The 23312-nt window shown below is 65.6% G+C and carries 17 protein-coding genes; 8 read left to right on the top strand and 9 right to left on the bottom strand.

Going from position 1 to position 23312, the window contains the following annotated elements:
* Window positions 1-115: 115 nt before the first annotated feature.
* Both aceF and aceE read right to left on the bottom strand, forming a co-directional pair.
* Window positions 116-1750, bottom strand: coding sequence for a dihydrolipoyllysine-residue acetyltransferase (aceF, locus tag ABZO33_RS13420; RefSeq protein WP_414536427.1), 1635 nt, complete (start codon window positions 1748-1750; stop codon window positions 116-118).
* A gap of 13 nt (window positions 1751-1763) precedes the next feature.
* On the bottom strand, window positions 1764-4409 hold the full coding sequence (gene aceE, locus ABZO33_RS13415; protein ID WP_414536426.1) for a pyruvate dehydrogenase (acetyl-transferring), homodimeric type: 2646 nt from the start codon (window positions 4407-4409) through the stop codon (window positions 1764-1766).
* A gap of 383 nt (window positions 4410-4792) precedes the next feature.
* Here aceE and glnE point away from each other — a divergent pair, with 383 nt between their 5' ends.
* From glnE to ABZO33_RS13375, 8 genes are all read left to right on the top strand, one after another.
* On the top strand, window positions 4793-7726 hold the full coding sequence (glnE, locus tag ABZO33_RS13410) for a bifunctional [glutamate--ammonia ligase]-adenylyl-L-tyrosine phosphorylase/[glutamate--ammonia-ligase] adenylyltransferase (RefSeq protein ID WP_414536425.1): 2934 nt from the start codon (window positions 4793-4795) through the stop codon (window positions 7724-7726).
* Between the two features lie 139 nt (window positions 7727-7865).
* Window positions 7866-8915 (top strand): lipopolysaccharide heptosyltransferase II, encoded by a 1050-nt coding sequence (gene waaF, locus ABZO33_RS13405; RefSeq protein ID WP_414536424.1) that lies wholly within the window; start codon window positions 7866-7868, stop codon window positions 8913-8915.
* On the top strand, window positions 8916-9974 hold the full coding sequence (gene waaC / locus ABZO33_RS13400) for a lipopolysaccharide heptosyltransferase I (protein ID WP_414536423.1): 1059 nt from the start codon (window positions 8916-8918) through the stop codon (window positions 9972-9974).
* On the top strand, window positions 9974-11098 hold the full coding sequence (locus ABZO33_RS13395; RefSeq protein WP_414536422.1) for a glycosyltransferase family 4 protein: 1125 nt from the start codon (window positions 9974-9976) through the stop codon (window positions 11096-11098). The genes waaC and ABZO33_RS13395 overlap by 1 nt, the downstream gene beginning before the upstream one ends.
* A complete protein-coding gene (rfaP, locus tag ABZO33_RS13390) occupies window positions 11095-11901 on the top strand; it encodes a lipopolysaccharide core heptose(I) kinase RfaP (RefSeq protein ID WP_414536421.1) in 807 nt (268 codons plus the stop codon). The genes ABZO33_RS13395 and rfaP overlap by 4 nt, the downstream gene beginning before the upstream one ends.
* A complete protein-coding gene (locus ABZO33_RS13385) occupies window positions 11901-12635 on the top strand; it encodes a lipopolysaccharide kinase InaA family protein (protein WP_414536420.1) in 735 nt (244 codons plus the stop codon). Before rfaP ends, ABZO33_RS13385 begins: the two co-directional genes overlap by 1 nt.
* Window positions 12632-13384 (top strand): lipopolysaccharide kinase InaA family protein, encoded by a 753-nt coding sequence (locus ABZO33_RS13380; RefSeq protein ID WP_414536419.1) that lies wholly within the window; start codon window positions 12632-12634, stop codon window positions 13382-13384. The genes ABZO33_RS13385 and ABZO33_RS13380 overlap by 4 nt, the downstream gene beginning before the upstream one ends.
* Complete coding sequence (locus ABZO33_RS13375; RefSeq protein WP_414536418.1) at window positions 13384-14826, top strand: lipopolysaccharide kinase InaA family protein; 1443 nt, start codon at window positions 13384-13386, stop codon at window positions 14824-14826. Before ABZO33_RS13380 ends, ABZO33_RS13375 begins: the two co-directional genes overlap by 1 nt.
* 194 nt (window positions 14827-15020) lie before the next feature.
* Here the strand turns inward: ABZO33_RS13375 and ABZO33_RS13370 are convergent, their stop codons facing one another.
* From ABZO33_RS13370 to ABZO33_RS13340, 7 genes are all read right to left on the bottom strand, one after another.
* Window positions 15021-15197, bottom strand: coding sequence for a hypothetical protein (locus ABZO33_RS13370; protein WP_414536417.1), 177 nt, complete (start codon window positions 15195-15197; stop codon window positions 15021-15023).
* Window positions 15194-16306 (bottom strand): PepSY-associated TM helix domain-containing protein, encoded by a 1113-nt coding sequence (locus ABZO33_RS13365; protein WP_414536416.1) that lies wholly within the window; start codon window positions 16304-16306, stop codon window positions 15194-15196. Before ABZO33_RS13365 ends, ABZO33_RS13370 begins: the two co-directional genes overlap by 4 nt.
* Before the next feature lie 81 nt (window positions 16307-16387).
* On the bottom strand, window positions 16388-18814 hold the full coding sequence (locus tag ABZO33_RS13360) for a TonB-dependent siderophore receptor (RefSeq protein ID WP_414536415.1): 2427 nt from the start codon (window positions 18812-18814) through the stop codon (window positions 16388-16390).
* 147 nt (window positions 18815-18961) lie between these two features.
* On the bottom strand, window positions 18962-19906 hold the full coding sequence (locus ABZO33_RS13355; protein ID WP_414536414.1) for a FecR domain-containing protein: 945 nt from the start codon (window positions 19904-19906) through the stop codon (window positions 18962-18964).
* Complete coding sequence (locus tag ABZO33_RS13350) at window positions 19903-20421, bottom strand: RNA polymerase sigma factor (RefSeq protein ID WP_414536413.1); 519 nt, start codon at window positions 20419-20421, stop codon at window positions 19903-19905. Before ABZO33_RS13350 ends, ABZO33_RS13355 begins: the two co-directional genes overlap by 4 nt.
* Before the next feature lie 125 nt (window positions 20422-20546).
* Window positions 20547-21257 carry a PolC-type DNA polymerase III gene (locus ABZO33_RS13345; protein ID WP_414536412.1) on the bottom strand — a complete coding sequence of 237 codons (711 nt, stop codon included), beginning with the start codon at window positions 21255-21257 and terminating at the stop codon, window positions 20547-20549.
* On the bottom strand, window positions 21254-23191 hold the full coding sequence (locus tag ABZO33_RS13340; protein ID WP_414536411.1) for a putative nucleotidyltransferase substrate binding domain-containing protein: 1938 nt from the start codon (window positions 23189-23191) through the stop codon (window positions 21254-21256). Before ABZO33_RS13340 ends, ABZO33_RS13345 begins: the two co-directional genes overlap by 4 nt.
* Window positions 23192-23312 lie beyond the last annotated feature (121 nt).

The following is a 23312-nucleotide window of genomic DNA, read 5'->3' as shown; positions in this document are numbered from 1 at the left end:
GGTCCTTGGCGGGAGGGGGGGCCAAAAAAAAGCCCCGCCAATTGGCGGGGTTGAGGTACGAGCGTGGCAGCTCGAAAACGGTGCTGCCCCTCGAGTGAGGGGCAGCGTGCAGCTATTACAGCAGCATGGTGCGGATATCGCCCAGCACGTCGCCCAGGCGCTTGGTGAAGCGCGCGGCGGCGGCGCCGTTGATCACACGGTGATCGTAGGACAGCGACAGCGGCAGCATCAGCTTGGGCTGGAAGGCCTTGCCATCCCAGACTGGCTGCATGGTCGCCTTGGAGACGCCGAGGATCGCCACTTCCGGCGCGTTGACGATCGGCGTGAAGCCGGTGCCGCCAATGTGGCCGAGGCTGGAGATGGTGAAGCAGGCGCCTTGCATGTCGTCGGCCGAGAGCTTCTTGGTGCGGGCCTTCTCGGCCAGCGCGGCGGCTTCGGCAGCCAGTTGCAGCAGGCTCTTCTGGTCGACGTTCTTGATCACAGGGACCAGCAGGCCGTCCGGGGTGTCCACGGCGAAACCGATGTGCACGTACTTCTTGCGGATGATCGCCTTGCCGCTTGGCGCCAGCGAGCTGTTGAAGTCCGGCAGTTCCTTGAGCAGGAAGGCGCAGGCCTTGAGCAGCAGTGGCAGCACGGTCAGCTTGACGCCAGCCTTCTCGGCCACGGCCTTCTGCGCGACACGGAAGGCTTCCAGCTCGGTGATGTCGGCGGAGTCGAACTGGGTCACGTGCGGTACGTTCAGCCAGCTGCGGTGCAGGTTGGCGGCACCGACCTGCATCAGGCGGGTCAGGGCGACTTCTTCGACTTCACCGAACTTGCTGAAGTCGACGACCGGGATCGGCGGGATGCCGGCACCACCGGTAGCGCCGGCAGCCGGGGCTTCCTTGGCCTTCTGCATCATCGCCTTGACGTAGACCTGCACGTCTTCTTTCAGGATGCGGCCGTGCGGGCCGGTGGCGGCAACTGCGCCCAGCTCGACGCCGAATTCACGGGCCAGCTGACGAACGGCAGGGCCAGCATGGACCTTGGCGTTGCTGCCAGCAGCCGGCGCGGTGGCGACCGGTGCAGGGGCGGCAGCCGGAGCAGCAGCGGCAGGCGCCGCGGCTGGAGCAGCCTCAGCCTTGGCCGGAGCAGCTGCGGCGGGTGCTGGAGCAGCAGCAGGGGCAGCGCCAGCGGCTTTGATCTTGAAGATCAGGTCGCCGGTGCCGACTTCGTCTTCCAGCTTGCACAGCACGGCTTCGATCACGCCAGCGGCGGGCGACGGGATCTCCATGGAGGCCTTGTCGGACTCCAGGGTGATCAGCGACTGGTCGGCTTCGACGGTGTCGCCGACCTTGACCAGCACTTCGATGATCTTGGCCTTGCCCGACGAGCCGATGTCCGGCACGTGGATATCCTGCACGCTGGCGGCAGCCGGAGCTGCGGCTGCAGCAGGGGCCGGGGCGGCGGCTTCAGCGGCGGGCGCTGGAGCAGCAGCCGGGGCCGCCGCGGCCGGAGCCTCGGACGCCGCAGCGGCGCCCTCGACTTCCAGGACCAGCAGCTCGTCGCCTTCTTTCAGGCGGTCGCCCAGCTTGACCTTCAGTTCCTTGACCACACCGGCCTTGGGCGCCGGGATCTCCATGGAGGCCTTGTCGGACTCCAGGGTCAGCAGGCTCTGGTCGGCCTCGATACGGTCACCGACCTTGACGAACAGCTCGATGATTTCACCTTCACCGCTGCCGATGTCAGGTACGCGAATGAGTTCGCTCACTTAAAAATACTCCTCAGCAGTCCAGTGGGTTGCGCTTGTCCGGATCGATGCCGAACTTGACGATGGCGTCAGCCACAACCTTGGGTTCGATCTCGCCACGGTCAGCCAGGGCTTCCAGGGCAGCCAGCACCACGAAGTGGCGGTCGACTTCGAAGAAGTGACGCAGCTTCTTGCGGCTGTCGCTGCGACCGTAACCGTCGGTACCCAGGACTTTGAACTCTTTGCTCGGCACCCACTGGCGAATCTGCTCGGCGAACAGCTTCATGTAGTCGGTGGAGGCGATGACCGGGCCCTTGCGACCGTTCAGGCACTCTTCGACGTAGGTCTTCTGAGGCTTCTGGCCAGGCTTGAGGCGGTTGGCGCGTTCCACGGCCAGGCCGTCGCGACGCAGTTCGTTGAAGCTGGTGACGCTCCACACGTCGGCGCCGACGTTGAACTCTTCACGCAGGATCTTCGCAGCTTCGCGGACTTCGCGCAGGATGGTGCCGGAGCCCATCAGCTGTACGTGGTGCGCGGCTTCGCGGGTGTCTTCCTCGAGCAGGTACATGCCCTTGATGATGCCTTCCTCGACACCGGCCGGCATGGCTGGCTGCTGGTAGGATTCATTCATCACGGTGATGTAGTAGAAGATGTCCTGTTGCTCTTCGGTCATCTTCTTCATGCCGTCCTGGATGATCACCGCCAGCTCATAGCCGTAGGTCGGATCGTAGGTGCGGCAGTTCGGGATGGTGCCCGCCATCATGTGGCTGTGACCGTCTTCGTGCTGCAGGCCTTCACCGTTGAGGGTGGTACGGCCGGCGGTACCGCCGATCAGGAAGCCACGGGTGCGGCTGTCGCCAGCAGCCCAGGCCAGGTCGCCAATGCGCTGGAAGCCGAACATCGAGTAGAAGATGTAGAACGGCAGCATCGGCTGGTTGTGGCAGCTGTACGAGGTACCGGCAGCGATGAACGACGACATGGCGCCGGCTTCGTTGATGCCTTCCTCGAGGATCTGGCCCTTCTTGTCTTCGCGGTAGAACATCACCTGGTCTTTATCGACTGGCTCGTAGAGCTGGCCGACCGACGAGTAGATGCCCAGCTGGCGGAACATGCCTTCCATACCGAAGGTACGGGCTTCGTCCGGGATGATCGGGACGATGCGCTGGCCGATGTCCTTGTCCTTGACCAGCTGCGCCAGAATACGCACGAAGGCCATGGTGGTGGAGATTTCGCGGTCGCCCGAGCCGTCGAGGATCGCTTTCAGCGTTTCCAGTGGCGGGGTCGGCACGCTGAAGCTCTTGGCGCGACGCTGAGGCACGAAACCGCCCAGGGCAGCACGGCGCTCGGCCAGGTACTTGGCTTCGGCAGAACCTTCTTCAGGCTTGAAGAACGGCAGGTTCTCAAGGTCGGCATCCTTGACCGGGATGTCGAAGCGGTCACGGAAGTGACGCAGGCTGTCGACGTCGACCTTTTTGGTGTTGTGCGCGGTGTTCTTGGCTTCGCCGGCACCGGTACCGTAACCCTTGATGGTCTTGGCCAGGATGACGGTCGGCTGCTCTTTGTGGTTAACAGCCTGGTGGTACGCCGCGTAGACCTTGTACGGGTCGTGGCCGCCACGGTTGAGCTTCCAGATCTCGTCGTCGGACAGGTCTTCGACCATGGCCTTGAGCTCTGGGGTGTTGAAGAAGTTCTCGCGGACGTACGCGCCGTCCTTGGCCTTGTAGTTCTGGTACTCGCCGTCGATGACTTCGTCCATGCGGCGCTGCAGGGCACCGTTGGTGTCCTTGGCCAGCAGTGGGTCCCAGAAGCGGCCCCAGACGACTTTGTTGACGTTCCAGCCACCGCCACGGAACACGCCTTCGAGTTCCTGGATGATCTTGCCGTTGCCGCGAACCGGGCCGTCGAGGCGCTGCAGGTTGCAGTTGATGACGAAGATCAGGTTGTCCAGCTTCTCGCGGCCAGCCAGGGCGATCGCGCCCAGGGATTCCGGCTCGTCGCACTCGCCGTCGCCCATGAAGCACCAGACCTTCTGCTTGCCGGCCGGGATGAAGCCACGGGCTTCCAGGTACTTCATGAAGCGTGCCTGGTAGATTGCCTGGATCGGGCCCAGACCCATGGAAACGGTCGGGAACTGCCAGAAGTCAGGCATCAGCCACGGGTGCGGGTACGAAGACAGGCCGTTGCCGTCCACTTCCTGACGGAAGTTGTTCATCTGTTCTTCGTTGATGCGGCCTTCCATGAAGGCGCGGGCGTAGACGCCTGGCGAAGCGTGGCCCTGGAAGAACACCAGGTCGCCGCCGTGTTCGTCGGTCGGGGCCTGGAAGAAGTAGTTGAAGCCGATGTCATACAGGGTGGCGCTGGAGGCGAAGCTGGAGATGTGTCCGCCCAGGTCCGAGTCTTTCAGGTTGGTGCGCATGACCATGGCCAGGGCGTTCCAACGCACCATCGAGCGAATGCGGCGTTCCATGAACAGGTCGCCGGGCATGCGTGCTTCGTGGGTGACAGGGATGGTGTTGCGGTACGGGGTGGTGATGGCATACGGCAGCTGCGAGCCACTGCGGGTGGCCAGCTCGCCCATACGGGTCATCAGGTAATGAGCGCGGTCTTCGCCTTCTTTGTCGAGGACCGACTCCAGGGCATCCAGCCATTCCTGGGTTTCGATTGGATCGAGGTCTTGCATGGCTTGCTCCAGGGCGGAAAGGCCACCAGAATCGATGGCCTGAGTTTGCGACTGGCCTTATGGGCAGACGTCGTGAATTCTTGGATTACCGGACAGTCATCCGGCGCGGTGTAGTTTTACTACAAATGCTTTCGCATTTCATGCTTTTGCACGTTGGGCGTAGTAGTAAAACTACACAAATGCGACGTTTGGTCGCATCCCGGGTTGTGAGGAAAAACGTTCATGTTGGTTGGCGGTGTGTCGCGAGCAGGTGAATCTTGATGGGTTTTGCCAATTTTTCGGCTTTATCAGCTATTTCCAACTTTTGTACGACAGTCCAACCGTGGTCCAACCCCCGTTTGACCTCCCCAACCGCTCTCTTTCACGCCGATCAAGGATAGACCATGCGCCTGCCTTTGCCGCTCGATCTGCCTGCCGCCCTCCAGCCACTGGTCGCTCGCAACCAGCAATTTCTCCGCGATGCCTTGGCCGCTCATCCTGATCTGCGCCTGGACAGCCTGGGCGCCGAGCATCGGCGCCAGTTCGACCAGGTCGCCGCCGCCAGTGATTTCGTCCTGGAGCAGGCCCAGCGCGACCCGGCGGTGCTGTTCGAGCTGCTGGCCAGTGGCGCGATGGACCGGGCATACACCCCGGGCCAACTGCGCGCTCACATCCACGTCGTCGCCCAGGCCGCGCAAAGCGAGGACGAACTGGCGCGCAACCTGCGCCGCGAGCGCAACCGCCAGCAGTTGCGCATCATCTGGCGCGACCTGACCCGCCAGGCAGCGTTGGCCGAGACCTGCCGCGACCTGTCGGACCTCGCCGACGCCAGCATCGACGAAGCCTATCAATGGTTGTACCCACGCCATTGCCAGCAGTTCGGCACACCCATCGGCAATCGCAGCGGCCAGCCCCAGCAACTGGTGGTGCTGGGCATGGGCAAGCTGGGCGCGGTGGAGCTGAACCTGTCGTCGGACATCGATCTGATCTTCGCCTTCCCCGAGGGCGGGGAAACCGAAGGCGTGAAGCGCTCGCTGGACAACCAGGAGTTCTTCACCCGCCTGGGCCAGCGCCTGATCAAGGCGCTCGACCCGGTCACCGTCGATGGCTTCGTGTTCCGTGTCGACATGCGCCTGCGCCCGTATGGCTCTGCCGGGGCGCTGGTGCTCAGCTTCAATGCCCTGGAGCAGTACTACCAGGACCAGGGACGCGACTGGGAACGCTACGCCATGATCAAGGCGCGGGTGGTGGCCGGCGACCAGGCGGCCGGCGCGCAGCTGCAGGAGATGCTGCGGCCGTTCGTCTACCGGCGCTACCTGGACTTTTCCGCCATCGAAGCGCTGCGCACCATGAAGCAGCTGATCCAGCAGGAGGTGCGGCGCAAGGGCATGGCCGAGAACATCAAGCTGGGGGCCGGGGGCATTCGCGAAGTCGAGTTCATCGCCCAGGCATTTCAGCTGATCCATGGCGGGCGCGACCTGAGCCTGCAACAGCGGCCGCTGCTGAAGGTGCTGACCACCCTGGAGGGCCAGGGCTACCTGCCGCCGGCGGTGGTCGCCGAGCTGCGCGACGGCTACGAGTTCCTGCGTTACACCGAACACGCGATCCAGGCCATCGCCGACCGCCAGACCCAGATGCTGCCGGACGACCCGACCGACCGCGAACGCATCGCCTACATGCTGGGCTTTGCCGACTGGGATGGCTTCCATGCGCAACTGATGCACTGGCGCGGGCGGATCGACTGGCATTTCCGCCAGGTGATCGCCGATCCCGATGAAGATGAGGCCGAGGGCGAACTCGTAGTGGGGGGTGAATGGTCGCCTCTGTGGGAGCAGGCCCAGGATGAAGAAGCCGCCGGGCGTCAGTTGCAGGAAGCCGGTTTCCATCAGCCTGTCGAGGCGTTGCGCCGGCTCAATGCCTTGCGGGTCAGCCCGACGCTGCGCTCGATGCAGCGCATCGGTCGTGAACGCCTGGATGCCTTCATCCCGCGGCTGCTGGCCCAGGCGGTCGAGCACGACAATCCGGACCTGGTGCTGGAGCGAGTGCTGCCCCTGGTCGAGGCGGTGGCGCGCCGCTCCGCCTACCTGGTACTGCTCACCGAAAACCCCGGTGCCCTGCGCCGTCTGCTGACCTTGTGCGCGGCCAGCCCGTGGATTGCCGAGCAGATGGCGCGCTATCCGCTGCTGCTCGACGAGTTGCTCAACGAAGGCCGGCTGTTCAGCCCGCCGCTGGCACCTGAGCTGGCTGCCGAGCTGCGCGAACGGCTCACCCGTATCCCCGAGGACGACCTGGAACAGCAGATGGAGGCCCTGCGCCACTTCAAGCTGGCCCACAGCCTGCGCGTAGCCGCCTCGGAGATCAGCGGCAATCTGCCGTTGATGAAGGTCAGCGACTACCTGACCTGGCTCGCCGAGGCCATACTCGACCAGGTGCTGGCCCTGGCCTGGCGCCAGACCGTGGCGCGTCATGGCCAGCCCAAGCGCAGCGACGGCAGCCTGTGCGACCCTGGCTTCATCATCGTTGGCTACGGCAAGGTCGGCGGCCTCGAACTGGGCCACGGCTCGGACCTGGACCTGGTGTTCATCCACGATGGCGACCCCAACGCCGACACCGACGGCGCCAAACCCATCGACAGCGCGCAGTTCTACACCCGCCTGGGCCAGCGCATCATCCACCTGCTGACCACCCAGACCAACTCCGGCCAGCTCTACGACGTGGACATGCGCTTGCGCCCGTCCGGCGCCTCGGGGTTGCTGGTGAGCTCGCTGGGCGCGTTCGAGCGCTACCAGCAGAACGAGGCCTGGACCTGGGAACACCAGGCTCTGGTGCGGGCCCGGGTGCTGGTGGGTTGTCCACAGGTGGCGAGTGCGTTCGAGGGCGTGCGGGCCAAGGTGCTCGGCCAGTCTCGCGACCTGGACAAGTTACGCGTCGAAGTGAGCGAGATGCGCGCCAAGATGCGTGACAACCTGGGCACCAAGGCCACCGCCGCAGGCACGGCGGGCAATGCCTTCGATGCCGGCCAGCCCTTCGATATCAAGCAGGATGCCGGCGGTATCGTGGATATCGAATTTATGGTGCAATACGCCGCTTTGGCCTGGTCCCACGACCATCCGGCCATACTGCGCTGGACCGACAACATCCGCATCCTCGAAGAGCTCGAACAGGCCGGGTTGATGCCCGCCGCCGACGCGGTGCTGCTGCGCGAGCTGTACAAGGCGTTCCGCTCGGCCTCGCACCGCCAGGCCTTGCAGAAGCAGGCCGGGATGATCGACGCGGCGCAGTTCGCCGAGGAGCGCCGTGAGGTACGGCGGATCTGGGGGCAGCTTGGGTTGACCTGAGCTTGCCGGGGCCGCGCTGCGGCGAACAGGGCGCAGCGCGCCCTCGGTGGTACACTGTCCGCCACATAGCCTGAATATAAAGAGGGGAGGCCAGGTTGTAGCGCAGCCTGCAGCCTCCCCGAATGTTTCTGGATAAAGCATGAGAATACTGATCATTGGCCCCAGCTGGGTCGGCGACATGGTGATGGCGCAGACCCTGTTCCAGAGCCTCAAACAGCAGCACCCCGACTGCGTGATCGACGTCCTGGCACCCGAGTGGAGCCGGCCGATCCTCGAACGCATGCCCGAGGTGCGCCAGGCCTTGAGCTTCCCGCTCGGCCACGGCGCGCTGGAGCTGGCCACGCGGCGGCGCATCGGCAAGTCGCTGGCCGGCCAGTACGACCAGGCGATCCTGCTGCCCAATTCGCTCAAGTCGGCGCTGGTGCCATATTTCGCCGGCATCCCCAAGCGCACCGGCTGGCGCGGCGAGATGCGCTACCTGCTGCTCAACGATGTGCGCAAGCTGGACAAGGCGCGCTACCCGCTGATGATCGAGCGCTTCATGGCCCTGGCCTACGCACCGGGTACCGAGCTGCCCAAGCCGTATCCGCGCCCGGCCCTGCAAATCGAGGCCGCCAGCCGCGAGGCCGCCCTGGCCAAGTTCGGCCTGGAGCTGGACCGGCCCGTGCTCGCCCTGTGCCCCGGCGCCGAGTTCGGCGAGGCCAAGCGCTGGCCGGCCGAGCATTACGCCGAGGTGGCCGAGGCGATGATCCGCCAGGGCTGGCAGGTGTGGTTGTTCGGTTCGAAGAACGACCACCCGGTGGGCGAGCAGATCCGCGACCGGCTGATCCCGGGCCTGCGCGAAGAGTCCTGCAACCTGGCCGGCGAGACCTCGCTGGCCGAGGCCATCGACCTGATGTCCTGCGCCAGCGCCGTGGTGTCCAATGACTCCGGGCTGATGCACGTGGCCGCCGCCCTCAACCGTCCGCTGGTGGCGGTGTATGGCTCGACCTCGCCGGGTTTCACCCCGCCGCTGGCCGACCAGGTGGAAGTGGTGCGCACCGGTATCGAATGCAGCCCCTGCTTCGACCGCACCTGCCGCTTCGGCCATTACAACTGCCTGCGGCTGCTGGATCCGGCGAAAGTGATCGCCGCCTTGCACAGCCTGGGTGGCTCCGACCTGATCGCAACCGTGGCCGAGGTCGACTGAGTGCGGGTCCTGATCATCAAGACGTCGTCGCTGGGTGACGTCATCCATACCTTGCCGGCGCTTACCGACGCCGCCCACGCCATCCCCGGCATCCGTTTCGACTGGGTGGTGGAGGAGGGCTTCGCCGAGATCCCCAGCTGGCACCCGGCGGTCGACCAGGTGATCCCGGTGGCGATCCGCCGTTGGCGCAAGAATATCTGGCAGACGCTCAAGAGCGGCGAGTGGAAGGCCTTCAAGCAGCGCCTGCGCGAGCACAAGTACGACCTGGTGATCGATGCCCAGGGCCTGGTCAAGTCGGCCTGGCTGACCCGTTACGTGAAAGCGCCGGTAGCCGGCCTGGACCGCTACTCGGCCCGTGAGGGCTGGGCCAGCCGCTTTTATGACAGGCGGCTGTCGGTCGCTGTCGGCCAGCATGCCGTTGAGCGCGTGCGCCAGCTGTTCGCCTTGGCCCTGGCCTACGACCTGCCGGAAGGGCTGGGCAACTACGGCCTCGACCTCAATCGCCTGCAACTGCCACCTGCCGCGCCTTACGTGGTGTTCCTGCACGGCACCACCTGGGCCACCAAGCACTGGCCCGAGGCCTACTGGCGTGAGCTGGCCGAGCGCATGGGCCGGCGCAAGCTGCAGGTGATGCTGCCATGGGGCAACCCGGCGGAAAAAGCCCGCGCCGAGCGCATCGCCCAGGGCTTGAACAATTGCCAGGTGCTGCCCAAATTGAACCTGGCGGGCGTGGCCCGTGTGCTGGCCGCCGCCAAGGCCTGCGTGGCGGTGGACACCGGCCTGGGCCACCTGGCTGCGGCCCTGGATGTGCCGACCCTCTCCCTGTTCGGCCCTACCAACCCTGGTTTGACCGGTGCCTACGGACGCGCCCAGATCCACCAGGCGAGCGACTTCCCCTGCGCCCCGTGCCTGCAGAAGAAGTGCACCTACAAACCGAGCGCCGAGGACCTGCGCCGGTTCGATCTCAAACGCGAGTGGCCGCTGTGCTTCACTCGCCTGAATCCCGAGCATGTGGCGGGCCGCTTGAGCGCGCTGCTGCTGGCTGAGGATGTTCGTTGATGCAACTGGCTTTTGTGCTCTACAAGTATTTCCCCTTTGGCGGGCTGCAGCGTGATTTCATGCGCATCGCCCTCGAATGCCAGAAGCGTGGCCACCAGATCCGTGTGTACACGCTGATCTGGGAAGGTGACATTCCGCCGGGCTTCGAGGTGCTGGTGGCGCCGGTCAAGGCGCTGTTCAACCACCGCCGCAACGAGAAGCTCAGTGCGTGGATGGAAGCCGACCTGGCCAAGCGCCCGGTCGATCGCCTGATCGGCTTCAACAAGATGCCCGGGCTGGATGTCTACTACGCCGCCGACGGCTGCTTCGAGGACAAGGCCCAGACCCTGCGCGGCGGCCTGTACCGCCGCTGGGGCCGTTACCGCCATTTCGCCGAATACGAGCGGGCGGTGTTCGCCAAGGATGCGCGCACCGAGATCCTGATGATCTCCGAGGTGCAGCAGCCGCTGTTCATCAAGCACTACGGCACGCCCGAGGCGCGCTTCCACCTGCTGCCGCCGGGCATTTCCCAGGATCGCCGCCGTCCGACTGATGCCGCGGCCATCCGCGCCGATTTCCGCCGCGAGTTCGGCCTGGCCGACGACGAGCTGCTGCTGGTGCAGATCGGCTCGGGTTTCAAGACCAAGGGCGTGGACCGCAGCCTCAAAGCCCTGGCGGCGTTGCCGTCGGCCCTGCGCAAGCGTACCAGGCTGATGGTCATCGGCCAGGACGATCCCAAGCTGTTCCAGGTGCAGAGCACGGCGCTCGGCCTGGGCGAGCAGGTGCAGTTCCTCAAGGGGCGCAGCGACATTCCGCGTTTCCTGCTCGGTGCCGACCTGCTGATCCACCCGGCCTATAACGAGAACACCGGCACCGTGCTGCTCGAAGCGCTGGTCGCCGGCTTGCCGGTGCTGGTGTCCAAGGTTTGCGGCTATGCCCACTATATCGCCGAGGCCGACAGCGGCCTGGTGCTGGACGAGCCGTTCGAGCAGGAACAGCTGAACCGCTACCTGCAACGCATGCTCGAAGACGCCGGGGCCCGCGCGGCCTGGTCGGACAACGGTGTGGCCTTCGCCGAGACCGCCGACCTGTACAGCATGCCGCAGCATGCCGCCGACGTGATCCTCGGTCAGGAGACCGCATGAAGCTGATACTGGCCGAACCGTTCAAGCGCCTGTGGGCCGGGCGCGATCCCTTCGAGGCCGTCGAGGCCCTGCAGGGCGAGGTGTACCGCGAACTGGAAGGCCGCCGCACCCTGCGCACCGAGGTCGATGGCGCGGGCTTCTTCGTCAAGATCCACCGCGGCATCGGCTGGGGCGAGATCTTCAAGAACCTGTTCAGCGCCAAGCTGCCGGTGCTCGGCGCCGGCCAGGAATGGCGGGCCATCCAGCGCCTGCATGAAGTCGGCGTGCCGACCATGACTGCGGTGGCCTACGGCGAGCGTGGCGGCAACCCGGCCACCCAGCACTCGTTCATCGTCACCGAGGAGCTGGCGCCGACCGTCAGCCTGGAAGACTTCAGCATCGACTGGCTCAAGCAGCCGCCAGCGCCGCGCCTGAAGCGTGCGCTGATCGCCGAGGTGGCGAAGATGACCGGCGGCATGCACCGCGCTGGGGTCAACCACCGCGATTGCTACATCTGCCACTTCCTGCTGCACACCGATCGCCCGGTGACGGCCGACGACTTCCGGCTGTCGGTGATCGACCTGCACCGTGCCCAGACCCGGACGACGGTCAGCCGCCGCTGGCGCGACAAGGACCTGGCCGCCCTGTATTTCTCGGCCCTGGACATCGGCCTGACCCGCCGCGACAAGCTGCGCTTCCTGCGGGGCTACTTCCAGCGCCCGTTGCGTCAGGTGCTCAAGGACGAGGCCGCACTGCTCGCCTGGCTGGAGCGCAAGGCGCAGAAGCTCTACGACCGCAAGCAACGTTACGGGGACGCACTCTGATGGCGAGCTGGAACCTGGCGCCCGAGTATGCGCACCTGGCGGCCGATTTCGGCAGTATCGACGCGGTGTTCGCCATCAAGGGCGAGCGCCTGACCCGCGACCCGTTGAGCGAGGTCATCCGCATCGAACGGGACGGGGTCAACTACTACGTCAAACGCTACACCGGCGCCGGCAAGCACATGCGCCGCTACCTGGGGCGCCCGCGGGTCAAGGCCGAGTGGCAGAACCTCAAGCAGTTCGCCAAATGGGGCATCCCTACCGCCGACGTGGTCGCCTGGGGCCTGGAGCGCCAGGGCCTGGCGTTTGGCCGTGGGGCGATGATCACCCGCGAGCTGCCACGCACCGAGGATCTCTCGGCGTTGGCCGAGCGCGATGACCCGCGCCTGCGTGACGCGGCCTGGGTCGATCATGTCAGCCGCCAGCTGGCGCGGCACACCCGGGTGATGCACGACCACCATTTCGCCCACAACGACCTGAAATGGCGCAACCTGCTGGTCGATGACCAGGGCACGCTGTTCTTCATCGACTGCCCGACCGGCGACTTCTGGCGTGGCTTCATGCTGCGCCACCGCTTGATCAAGGACCTGGCCTGCCTGGACAAGGTTGCCAAGTATCACCTGTCGGCGACCCAGCGCCTGCGCTTCTACCTGCAGTACCGCGGGCATGCGCGCCTGCATGCTCGCGACAAGAAGCGTATCCGCCAGGTGCTGAGCTTTTTCGAGGGAAGGGAATGACCGACTACCTGGCCAGTGCCGACCAGGCACTGCTGCAACGCCACGGACTGGGCGACTTCGAGGCGCTCTGGGCCTTGCAACTGGATGCCGTGGACGAACCCAACACCGGCCGCGGCGGCTGGAGCAGCGTGTTCCGCCTCGAACTCGAGGGCAAGGGCTACTACCTCAAGCGCCAGAGCGACTACCTGACTCGCAGCCTGCACCGGCCGTTCGGCGAGCCGACCTTCGCGCGTGAGTTTCGCAACATCAGCCGTTACCAGAAGCTCGATATTCCGGCCCTGCAGGCGGTTTTCTATGGGGAACGCAAACAGGCTGGCCAACACCGGGCGATCCTCATGACCCGGGCGCTGGACGAATGGACCGACCTCGAGCAGTTGCTCGGCCATTGGCCGCAGACACCCGCGCCGCAACGCCAGGGCATCCTCCAGGCCTGTGGCCAGCTGGCGCGCACCCTGCACGGCGCCGGTCAGATGCACGGTTGCTTCTACCCCAAGCACATCTTCCTGCGTGAACGCCGAGAGGGCTGGCAGGCACAGTTGATCGACCTGGAGAAGACCCGTCCGCTGCTGTTCGGCATGCGTGACCGGGTCAAGGACCTCGAGCCGCTGCTGCGGCGTGCCCGGGCCTGGGGCGAGGGCGATGTGCGTGTGCTGCTGGCCGCCTACCTGGAGCAGCCGGCGGACAGCGCCCTGGTTTCCACCTGGCTGCAACGCCTGACCCAACGCCGCCGCCACAAAGAGGCCCGCTGATGCGCCTGTCCGAATTGAAGGAGGCCGGGCGCAGCCCAAGCCTACCCCTGACCATCACCCTCGCCGACGCGGCGGGCAGCGCCGACCTGCAACTGCTCAGCCTGCTGCGTGTGCTGCCGGGCCAGCGCTATGTCGGCGCCGGCATCTGGCGTGGCACCAAGGTCCTGGCCAAATTGCTGGTCGGCGGCAATGCCGCCCGCCACTTCCAGCGCGAACGCGACGGCGCCCGACTGATGGCCGAACAGGGTTTGACCACGCCGCGCCTGCTGGTCGATGGCCTGAAGGAAGGCGAGGGTGGCTGGCTACTGTTCGAATACCTCGATCACGCCGAAAGCCTGGGTGACGCCTGGGCCAAGGTGGAATCATTGCCGATGCTCGCCGACGAGCAGCACCTGGTGCTTGGCGAGGCGTTGACTGCCATAGCACACCTGCACGCCAAGGGCTTGTGGCAGGAAGACCTGCACCTGGACAACCTGCTGCGCCAGGACGGTCAGCTGTACCTGATCGATGGCGCCGGCATCAAGGCCGAAACCCCCGGCCAGCAGCTGTCGCGCCAGCGCGTGCTGGAAAACCTCGGGGTGTTCTTCGCCCAGTTGCCCAAGCGCCTGGAGCCTTTTATCGAGGAGGCGCTGGTGCATTACATCCTGGCCAACGCCGAGCATGCGCTGCCGCTGGAAGCGTTGCAAAAGCAGGTGGACAAGGTGCGCAACTGGCGCCTGAAAGACTACCTGGACAAGGCCGGGCGCGAATGCACGCTGTTCAGCGTCGAGCGTAGCCTGTCGGGCCTGCGCGCCATCCGCCGCGGCGAGGTCGAGGCGCTGCTGCCGGTGCTCGAGCAGGCCGATGCGCTGATCGACCAGGGCCACCTGTACAAGACCGGTGGCGCGGCCAGCGTGGCGCGTATCGAGGTGGCCGGGCGCACGCTGGTGCTCAAACGCTACAACATCAAGAACACCGCCCACTGGTTCAAGCGCTTCTGGCGCCCGAGCCGGGCCTGGCATTCGTGGATCGAAGGCCACCGTCTGGGGTTTCTCGACATTGCCACGCCTCGGCCCCTGGCGGTGCTGGAGCAGCGGGTAATGGGGCTGCGCAGCACGGCCTACCTGGTGACCGAGTACGCCGATGGGCCGGACCTGATCGAGTGCTTCGCGCCCTACGTGGAGAGCGGCGAGGCACCCGACGAGCAGGTCGAGGCCTTGGTGCGGGTCATGCAGCAGCTGATCCGCGAGCGCATCAGCCATGGCGACTTCAAGGGCCACAACCTGTTCTGGCAGGACGGCCAATGGTCGCTGATCGACCTCGACGCCATGTGCCAGCACGCCACCCAGCTCAGCTTCGCCCCGGCCTTCGCCCGGGACCGGGCGCGGCTGCTGCGCAACTGGCCAAACGGCAGTGCGTTGCACCAGCGATTGGACCAGGTGTTGCCTCGGTTGGCAGATTGAATGACCAACTAACTGCGTGGTAGCCCAACCTTTCAGGCTGTGCTGACGGGCAGGGAACAGAGATCACCTGCGTGGGAGCGGGCTTGCCCCGCGATCACCGGCGAAGCCGGTGCCATACGACTCATCGCGGGGCAAGCCCGCTCCCACGCTGATCTAGTTAATCTGCTAGTTACGTTTTCTTCCATGAGGGCGGCTTACCGTCGCCAGAACCCAATCAAGCCCAGGCCGGCTGATAGGCCCAGCCCCACCCAGGCCAGCACATCCCACACCCCATCCCCGAGCAGTGCGGCAAACAGCCCGGCCGCACTGAGCACGGCGATCAACGCCGGCCAGGCGAAGATCCTGCGGGTGCTTTGCGACTTGTGGCTCATGCCCTCGCCTCCCGTGGTTTACGTTGCTTGCCCCACCACAGGTACAAGCCGCTGCCCAGCACGATGATGGTCAGCACATCGAGCACGGCCCAGAGGATCTGCATCGGCCGGCCACCGTAGTCGCCGAAGTGCAGGGGCTGCGACAGGCCCATGGCGTCCATGTACCACGGGCGTTCGCCAACGGCGGTCACCTCCAGGGTTTGCGCGTCGATCAGGATCGGTGTGAACAAGTGCGAGGTCAGGTTCGTGGCGCCATTCATGAACACCGCGTAGTGGTGCTCGCTGGAGAAGCGCGTGCCGGGGAAGGCGATGAAGTCTGGGCGCATGCCGGGCGCGGCCTGTTCGGCGATCTTCAGCAACTGGCTGGCGGGGGCGCGTCCGGTGAGGGGTGGGGCATCGCGGTAAGGGGCGACCATGGCCGCCAGGCTGTCGTTGCGCCAGGCGGCGATCACCAGGTCGGACAGGGCGCTGATCACCCCGGTGACGCCGACCACCAGGGCCCAGGTCAAGGTGACCACGCCGATCAGGTTGTGCAGGTCGAGCCAGCGCAGGCGCCGCGACTTGTCGTGGCGCACCGTGGCGAACTCCAGGCGGCGCATGAACGGCGTGTACAGCACCGTGCCGGAGACGATCGCGACGACGAACAGCAGGCCCATGAAGGCCAGCCACAACTTGCCGGGCAGCCCGGCGAACATGTCCACGTGCAGGCGCAGCATCAGCATCATGAAACCGCCGTTGGCTGCCGGCATGGCTACGGCCTCACCGGTACGCGCATCAAGCATGAAGGTGTGCGATTGGTCCGGGTGGGTGCCGGCGGTGGCGGCCATGATCGCCACCACGCCGTTGGGTTCGTCCTCTTCGTAGCCGAAGTACTGCATGACTTCACCAGGGCGGTGTTGCTCGGCCTTGAGCACCAGTTGTTGCAGGTCCAGGTGCGGGGTGTCGGCGGGCATCTCGCGCAGTTCGGGGGCATCGCCCAGCAGGTGTTCCAGCTCGTGGTGGAAGATCAGCGGCAGGCCGGTCAGGGCCAGCAGCAGCAGGAACAGCGTGCACACCAGGCTGCTCCAGGTGTGGACCGTTGACCAGCGGCGGATGGTTTGGCTTTTCATCACGGCTCCTTACACGATCGCGGGGCAAGCCCGCTCCCACCGCCCGTGGGAGCGGGCTTGCCCCGCGATGGCTTCGGTCACTCAGAATTTGTAGGTGGCGCTGGCGACGACACTGCGCTGGTCGCCGTAGTAGCAGTAGTAGCCGTCGCAGGTGGAGAGGTAGTCCTTGTTCAGCAGGTTGCTGGCATTGACCGCCACCGAGGCGCCCTTGAGGCTGTTGTCCAGGCGGCCCAGGTCGTAATGCACGGCGGCGTCGAACACAGTGTAGGCCTTGCTCTTGCCGAGCCAGGTGTTGGCTTCGTCACCGTAGCGGTTGCCGGTGTAACGTGCGCCAAGGCCAATGCCGAAGCCGTCAAGCACACCGGTATGCCAGGTGTAGTCGGCCCACAACGAGGCCTGCTGGTTGGGCATCTGTTGCAGACGGTTGCCTTTGTACTGCCCTTTCTGAACTTCGGACTTGGCCAGGGTATAGGCGGCGATCACCTTCAGGTTGTCGGTGACGTCGGAGACGGCTTCCAGCTCCAGGCCATGGACCTTGACCTCGCCGGTCTGGCTGGAGACCGGCACACCACCCACGTTGTTGGTGACGGTCACGTTCTTCTGGGTGAGGTCATACACGGCCGCCGACAACAGGGTGTTGGAGCCAGGTGGCTGGTACTTGATGCCCAGCTCCCATTGCTGGCCTTCGGTCGGCTTGAAGGACTTCTCGACATCCGCGTCCGAGCCGGTGCTTGGCTGGAAAGACTCGGCATAGGACAGGTAGGGAACAAAGCCTGAATCGAACACGTAGCTAAGCGCCGCGTTACCGCTGAACTGCTTGTCGCGCTGGGTGTTGGTGGCATTGCCCTTGTTGAGGAACGTGGTGCCGGTATGCACCCAGTCTTCACGCCCGCCCAGGGTCAGGCGCCATTTGTCGAGCGCCATCTGGTCCTGGATGTAGAGCCCCGTCTGCACGGTTTTCTGGTTGTAGTCCATATAGGCCGCGGAGCGGTCCGGGCGGGTGATCGGCAAACCGTACACCGGGTTGTTGACGTTGGTGGGTGGTACGTTGAAGCCATAGATGGAGAGGAAGTCGGATTCGGTGCGCTGGTGGTCCAGGCCGATCAGCACGGTATGGCTGATATCGCCTGTGGTGAAGTCGGCCTGGAAGTTGTTGTCGAGCGCGAACTGGCTGATGTCCTCATCGACGTTGGTGGACATGCGGCTGGCATTGCCCTCGTTGTCCACCGGGCCGCCGGGTTGGTAGTAGCTACCAACGGTGATCGTCTGGAACGACAGCTCGCTCTTGGTATAGCGCACGTTCTGGCGGAACTGCCAGACATCGTTGAAACGGTGCTCGAAGGCATAGCCCAGCGCGTAGTAGGTGCGGTCGTAGTATTCGTAATCCGGGTCACCCAGGTTCTTGTGGCGGGAGACCTTGCCGAACGGCATGTCGATCTTGGTGCCTTGGATCGGGTAGAACTGGCTGGTGGCGCCGGTATCGTCGCGGGTGAACTGGCTGAGGAAGGTCAGCGAGGTGTCTTCGTCGATGTTCCAGGTCAGGCTTGGGGCGATGTTGTAGCGCTTGTTGTCGATGTGGTCGATCTGCGTGCCGCTGTCGCGCACCACGCCGCTGACGCCATAGAGGAACTGGCCCTGCTCATCAAGCTTGCCGGTGCTGGCGAAGTTGAGCTGGCGGTGGTTGTCACTGCCGTACTGCAGCTGGATCTCGTGGCTGCTCTCGGCCTGGGGGCGGCGGCTGACCATGTCCAGCAGGCCGCCGGGCGGGGTCTGGCCATACACCGACGAGGCCGGGCCACGCAGCAGCGCGAGGCGGTCGAGGTTCCAGGTTTCGGCTTTCGGGTTGGCATACACACCGCGGGGCAGGGGCAGGCCGTCGAGGAACTGGGTCGGCTCGAAGCCGCGCACGCGCATCCAGTCATAGCGGGTGTCGCTGCCGAAACTGGCCGAGACGATGCCTGGCATGTACTTCACCGCATCATCCAGGCTCTGCACGCCGCGGTCGCTCATCTGCTGGCGGGTGGCGACGGAAATGGAGCGTGGGACTTCGACCAGCGCGGTGTCGGTCTTGGTGCCGGCGGCGGTGCGCTTGGCGGTATAGCCCTCCACCGGGCCCCAGGCACTTTCAAAGCTGCTGTTGGCGTCGATATTGGTCTCCGGCAGCGCCAGGCTGCCTTCCGCCACCAGGCTGTAGCTGCCGGCGCTGCTTTGCTGCAATTGCAGGCCGGTACCACGCAGGGCGGCCTGTAGCGCGCCGATACCGTTGTACTGGCCGCTGACCGGCGCCGAATTGCGCCCACTGACCAGCGCCGGGTCCAGCGCCAGGGCGATACCGGCCTGGCTGGCGATCTGGTTCAGGGTACTGGCCAGCGGTGCGCTGGGCAGGTTGTAGGCACGCATGGCGGACTGTTCGGCGGCGAACAGGGCGGTGCTGACCAACGGGGTGGCCAGGCCGATGGCCAGGGCCATCAGGCTGGGGCGAAGCAAAGCATCAACGGCACGGGACATTCAGCGGCTCCTCGACGAAATAGTGCTGACTGCTTCCTTGCCGAGCGAGAGTGGGAAAGTGACAGGGGGGTGTGAAAAAAATACGACTGATTTGCAAAATCCTTTGGGAGGCGGCAAGCCGGCTCCCAAAGGGCGGTCTGGCTGGGGCTATTTGGCGGTAACGGTGACCCACCACGGCGTATGCCGCTCGACCTTCACCGGCAGTACCGGTTGCAGCGAGGCCAGGGCCAGGTCGGTGTCGGTCAGCGGGAAACTGCCGCTCACGCGCAGGTCGGCGACCTCGTCGCTGACCCCCAGGTGGCCGCTGCGGTACTGACCGAGGGTGGCCACCAGGTCGGCCAGGCGCACGTTGTCCACCACCAGCATGCCGCGGGTCCAGGCGTCGCTGCCGACCGCCACGGGGCTGACACTGCCCAGGCCATCGGCGCTCATCAGCACTTGCTGGCCTTCGCGCAGCACCTGCTCGTCGCCGCTGTGCTGCGGCTTGGCGGCTACCGAGGCCTGCAACACCTCCAGGCGTGTGCCTGCCTCCTCGCGCTTGACCAGGAAGCGGGTGCCCAGCGGGCGCAGGCGACCTTCCTCGGTGCGTACCAGAAACGGGCGGCTGTCCTTGTGGCCGGTTTCCACCGAGATCTCGCCCTGGTGCAGGACGATCAGCCGTTGCTCGCCCTGGAAGTCGATGTCCACCGCGGTCTGGCTGTTGAGGCTGAGCAGGGTGCCGTCTTCCAGGCGCAGGGTGCGCAGCTCGCCGGTGCTGGTGCGTTGGTCGGCCAGCCAGTAGGTGGGCGACAGTGACGGTGCGCCGGCCCAGGCCAGCAGGCCGCCGAGCAGCAGCATGCCGGCCAGGCCGCCCAGGCGCTGGCGCAACCCGGCCCGCGATTGCAGCAGAGTGTGGCGTGCCGGACCGGCGGCAGCGTTGACACGCTGGTCGAGCATACCCAGTTGCAGCCAGGCGCGGGCGTGCTCCTCGTGGGCGGCGTGCCAGCGTGTGAACTCGCTGCGTTCGTCCGGGGTACCGCTACCTTCGTCAAGGCACAGCTTCCAGGCAATGGCCGCTTCCAGCACCTGGCTGGAAACCGGGGCATGCTTCATGTCGGCTCCCCGTAAAGGGCGATATAGCACTGGCGCAGGCCTTGGGCGATGTACTGGCGCACGCGCGAGACCGACACCCCGAGGCGCTCGGCGATCTCGGCGTGGCCCAGGCCATCCAGGCGGTTGTACAGGAAGGCTGCCCGGGCCTTGCTCGAGAGCTTGCCCAGCAAGCGGTCGATGGCCTTGAGGTCTTCGAGGATCAGGTGTTGCTGTTCCGGTGACGGGTGCTCGGCTTCGGGCAGCAGCGCCAGTTCCGCGAGGTAGGCCTGCTCGAGGGCGGCGCGGCGGAAGTGGTCGAACAACAGGCCCTTGGCCACGGCGACCAGAAAGGCGCGGGGTTCGCGGGGGGTGTCCAGGCGCTCGCGGCCAAGCAGGCGCACGAAGGTGTCCTGGCTCAGGTCCTCGGCGCGCTGGCGGCAGGCGGTGCTGCGCTGCAGCCAGGCCAGCAGCCAGGTGCGATGGTCGCGATACAGCGCTCCGACCAGTTCGGCATGTGGACTGTGCGCAGACGTCAAGAAGCGTTCCCCGGGAAAGAATGCGTTAACTAACGATAATTATTCGCGATTGTGGCAGAGGCAGGGGGGAGGGCGCAATTGACGCTTATCGGATTGCCAGCATGACAGGGAGCACGTGATAAAAATCAGAGGCCGTGGTGCTGCGCCTTGCGTCGTCGCCACTGGCGCACCCGCTGCTCCAGTTGCAGCGGGCTGTCCAGTTGCTGGCGGCGCGCCTGGCTGAACAGGATCAACGCAAGTTCCGCAGTCACCTGGGCATCGGCGCTGGCATGGTGGCGGGCCTGGACTTCGAGGCCGAAACGGGCGATCCAGTCGTCCAGCCCGGCCTCGCGCAGCACGGTATCGGGGTTGAGCATCGGCGCCAGTTCGGCCACGTCGAGAAACGGATGCTGCAGGCGCAGGCCCAGGCTGTCCTTCAATGCCCGAGCCAGCATGCGCTGGTCGAACGGGGCATGGAACGCCAGTACCGGGCTGTCGCCGATGAATGTCATCAGGTCGAGCAGCGCCTCGGCCGGTTCGCAGCCGGCGGCCAGGGCGCTGGGGCCAAGGCCGTGGATCAGCACGCTGGCGTTGGTTTTCTGTTCGGGGCGACGCAGGGTCCGCTCGAACGGCCGACCGAGGTCGATGGCACCGTCCTCGATGGCCACCGCGCCGATCGACAGCACCTGATCGCGATTGAGATTCAGGCCGCTGGTCTCCAGGTCCAGCACCACCCAGCGCTGTTCGCGCAGGGAGCACACGTCCAGGGGCGCAGGCCCGGGCAGCGCGGCCAGGCGGCGCTGCAGCGCCGCATCGAGTTCGGGAGCTGTGGGGCGCAACCAGGCGAACAGGTTCACAACTGGTACCGCAGGGCCAGGCTGCTTTGCAGGCGCTGGGCCTGGCGCAGGGACTCGCGCAGGATGCGCCGGTCCAGGTGGTTGAGGCTGTCGGGGTCGAGTCGGTTGGAATAAGGCATGTTCTCGCGGCTCTGGCGCTGGTGCTGCTGCATGCGGGTCTGCTGGATGAAGTGGTAGGCCTCCTCATAGGCGGCGCCGTCGAGCGGGTCGATGATGCCCTTGGCGATCAGCTGGCGTAACCGCTCCACGGTATTGCAGGCTGTGATGCCGTGGGCCAGGGCCAGCAGCCGGGCGCCATCGACGAACGGGGTCAGGCCCTGCACCTTGAGGTCAAGGGTGGCGGCCTTGTCGTCCCCTTGGCGGGTCAGCACGAACTCGCGCAGGCGCCCGACCGGCGGCCTTTGGCGCAAGGCGTTGTCGGCCAGCATGCGCTGGAAGATGCGGTTGTCCGCGACTTGCTCCAGCAGGCCCTGGCGCAGTTGCTCGCAGCCTTGCTCGTCGCCCCAGACCACGCGCAGGTCGAAGTAGATGCTCGAGCCCAGCAGGTTCTCGGGGCTGGCTTCGCGCACGAAGCCGGCGAAGCGCCGCGCCCACTCGCCGCGCGACAGGCACAGCTCGGGGTTGCCGGCCATCACGTTGCCCTTGCACAGGGTGAAGCCGCACTGGGCCAGGTTGTGGTTGATCTGCTGGGCCAGCGGCAGCAAGCGTGCGCGGATGACTGCGGCTTCGGCGCCGTCACGGGCTTCGAAAAGAATGCCGTTGTCCTGGTCGGTGTGCAGGGTCTGCTCGCGGCGGCCCTCGCTGCCGAAGCACAGCCAGCTGAACGGCACGCCCGGGTCGCCGCGCTCGGCGATGGCCAGTTCGATTACCCGGCACACGGTGTGGTCGTTGAGCAGGGTGATGATCTGGGTGATCTGCGTAGAGGATGCGCCGTGGGCGAGCATGCGTTCGACCAGCTGGCCGATCTCTCCACGCAGCGACACCAGGCTGTCCAGCCGCGGTGCATGGCGGATGGTGCGGGCCAGGTGCACCAGGTCGACGCGTTGCAGGGAGAACAGGTCGCGCTCGGAAATCACCCCGCACAGGCGCTGGTTGTCCACCAGGCAGACATGCGCAATGTGGCGCTCGGTCATCGCCATGGCGGCGTCGAACGCACTGGCCTTGGGGCTAAGGTAGAACGGGCTGGCGGTCATGTAGCGCTCGATGGGCGCGGTCAGTTCGGCGCTGGCGTCGGCTACCACCTGGCGCAGGTCGCGCAGGGTGAAAATGCCGATGGGGTGGCGCTGTTCATCGATGATCACGATGCTGCCGACCTGTTGCTCGTGCATCAGCCGCACAGCTTCGCGCAGTGGCGTGTCTGGCGTGCACACCACCGGGTGGCGCAGCGCCAGCTCGCCCAGCGGCGTGTTCAGCGAGTACTGGGTGCCCAGGGTTTCAACGGCGCGCTGGCGCACTTGCTGGTTGACCTGGTCGAGCAGGCTGCTGACGCCGCGCAGGGCGAAGTCGCGGAACACCTCGGACATGGAAAACACACGAATGAACGCGGCCTTGTCCAGTTGCAGGCAGAAGGTGTCTTCGCCGGCCAGGTGCTCGGTGCGGGTGGCCCGCTCGCCGAGCAGTGCCGCCAGCGGGAAGCATTCACCGCTGGTGATCTCGAAGGTGGTCTCGGTGCCCGGCTTGGTGACATGGTGACGCTCGCCGACCACGCGCCCCTGCTTGACGATATAGAAGTGCTCGACCGGGCCTTCGGCCGGCGTGATGATGCTTTCGCCGCCCGCGTAGAAGCGCAGCTGGCACTGTTCCACCAGGTAGGCCAGGTGGCTGTGTTCCATCTGGTTGAACGGCGGGAAACGCTGCAGGAACTGCAGGGTGCCCTGGATGTTTTGCAGTACCGCTGTCCTGCCGGCCTGGGAATAGGCGTCCTTTTTGCTCATGAAGCTGACCGTATCGCTACGCCGAACTATATATATCTATCTATAGGGGTCGGCTTTGTTGTTCTCGGCCCCCATGGTCGGCTGGCCGTACCGTGGTGCCCATTGGACGTAAGTCTAGAGC

Source organism: Pseudomonas sp. CAM1A, assembly GCF_047501685.1.
Lineage (GTDB): Bacteria > Pseudomonadota > Gammaproteobacteria > Pseudomonadales > Pseudomonadaceae > Aquipseudomonas.
The sequence above is the reverse complement of the archived record's forward strand: the minus strand, read 5'-3'. Positions and strand labels throughout refer to the sequence as shown.

Excerpts from the sequence above, each read along its gene's own strand:
- aceE (WP_414536426.1), bottom strand. The coding sequence starts at position 4,409 with ATGCAAGACCTCGATCCAATCGAAACCCAGGAATGGCTGGATGCCCTG.
- glnE (WP_414536425.1), top strand. The coding sequence starts at position 4,793 with ATGCGCCTGCCTTTGCCGCTCGATCTGCCTGCCGCCCTCCAGCCACTG.
- waaF (WP_414536424.1), top strand. The coding sequence starts at position 7,866 with ATGAGAATACTGATCATTGGCCCCAGCTGGGTCGGCGACATGGTGATG.
- ABZO33_RS13395 (WP_414536422.1), top strand. The coding sequence starts at position 9,974 with ATGCAACTGGCTTTTGTGCTCTACAAGTATTTCCCCTTTGGCGGGCTG.
- rfaP (WP_414536421.1), top strand. The coding sequence starts at position 11,095 with ATGAAGCTGATACTGGCCGAACCGTTCAAGCGCCTGTGGGCCGGGCGC.
- ABZO33_RS13385 (WP_414536420.1), top strand. The coding sequence starts at position 11,901 with ATGGCGAGCTGGAACCTGGCGCCCGAGTATGCGCACCTGGCGGCCGAT.
- ABZO33_RS13380 (WP_414536419.1), top strand. The coding sequence starts at position 12,632 with ATGACCGACTACCTGGCCAGTGCCGACCAGGCACTGCTGCAACGCCAC.
- ABZO33_RS13375 (WP_414536418.1), top strand. The coding sequence starts at position 13,384 with ATGCGCCTGTCCGAATTGAAGGAGGCCGGGCGCAGCCCAAGCCTACCC.
- ABZO33_RS13370 (WP_414536417.1), bottom strand. The coding sequence starts at position 15,197 with ATGAGCCACAAGTCGCAAAGCACCCGCAGGATCTTCGCCTGGCCGGCG.
- ABZO33_RS13365 (WP_414536416.1), bottom strand. The coding sequence starts at position 16,306 with ATGAAAAGCCAAACCATCCGCCGCTGGTCAACGGTCCACACCTGGAGC.
- ABZO33_RS13360 (WP_414536415.1), bottom strand. The coding sequence starts at position 18,814 with ATGTCCCGTGCCGTTGATGCTTTGCTTCGCCCCAGCCTGATGGCCCTG.
- ABZO33_RS13355 (WP_414536414.1), bottom strand. The coding sequence starts at position 19,906 with ATGAAGCATGCCCCGGTTTCCAGCCAGGTGCTGGAAGCGGCCATTGCC.
- ABZO33_RS13340 (WP_414536411.1), bottom strand. The coding sequence starts at position 23,191 with ATGAGCAAAAAGGACGCCTATTCCCAGGCCGGCAGGACAGCGGTACTG.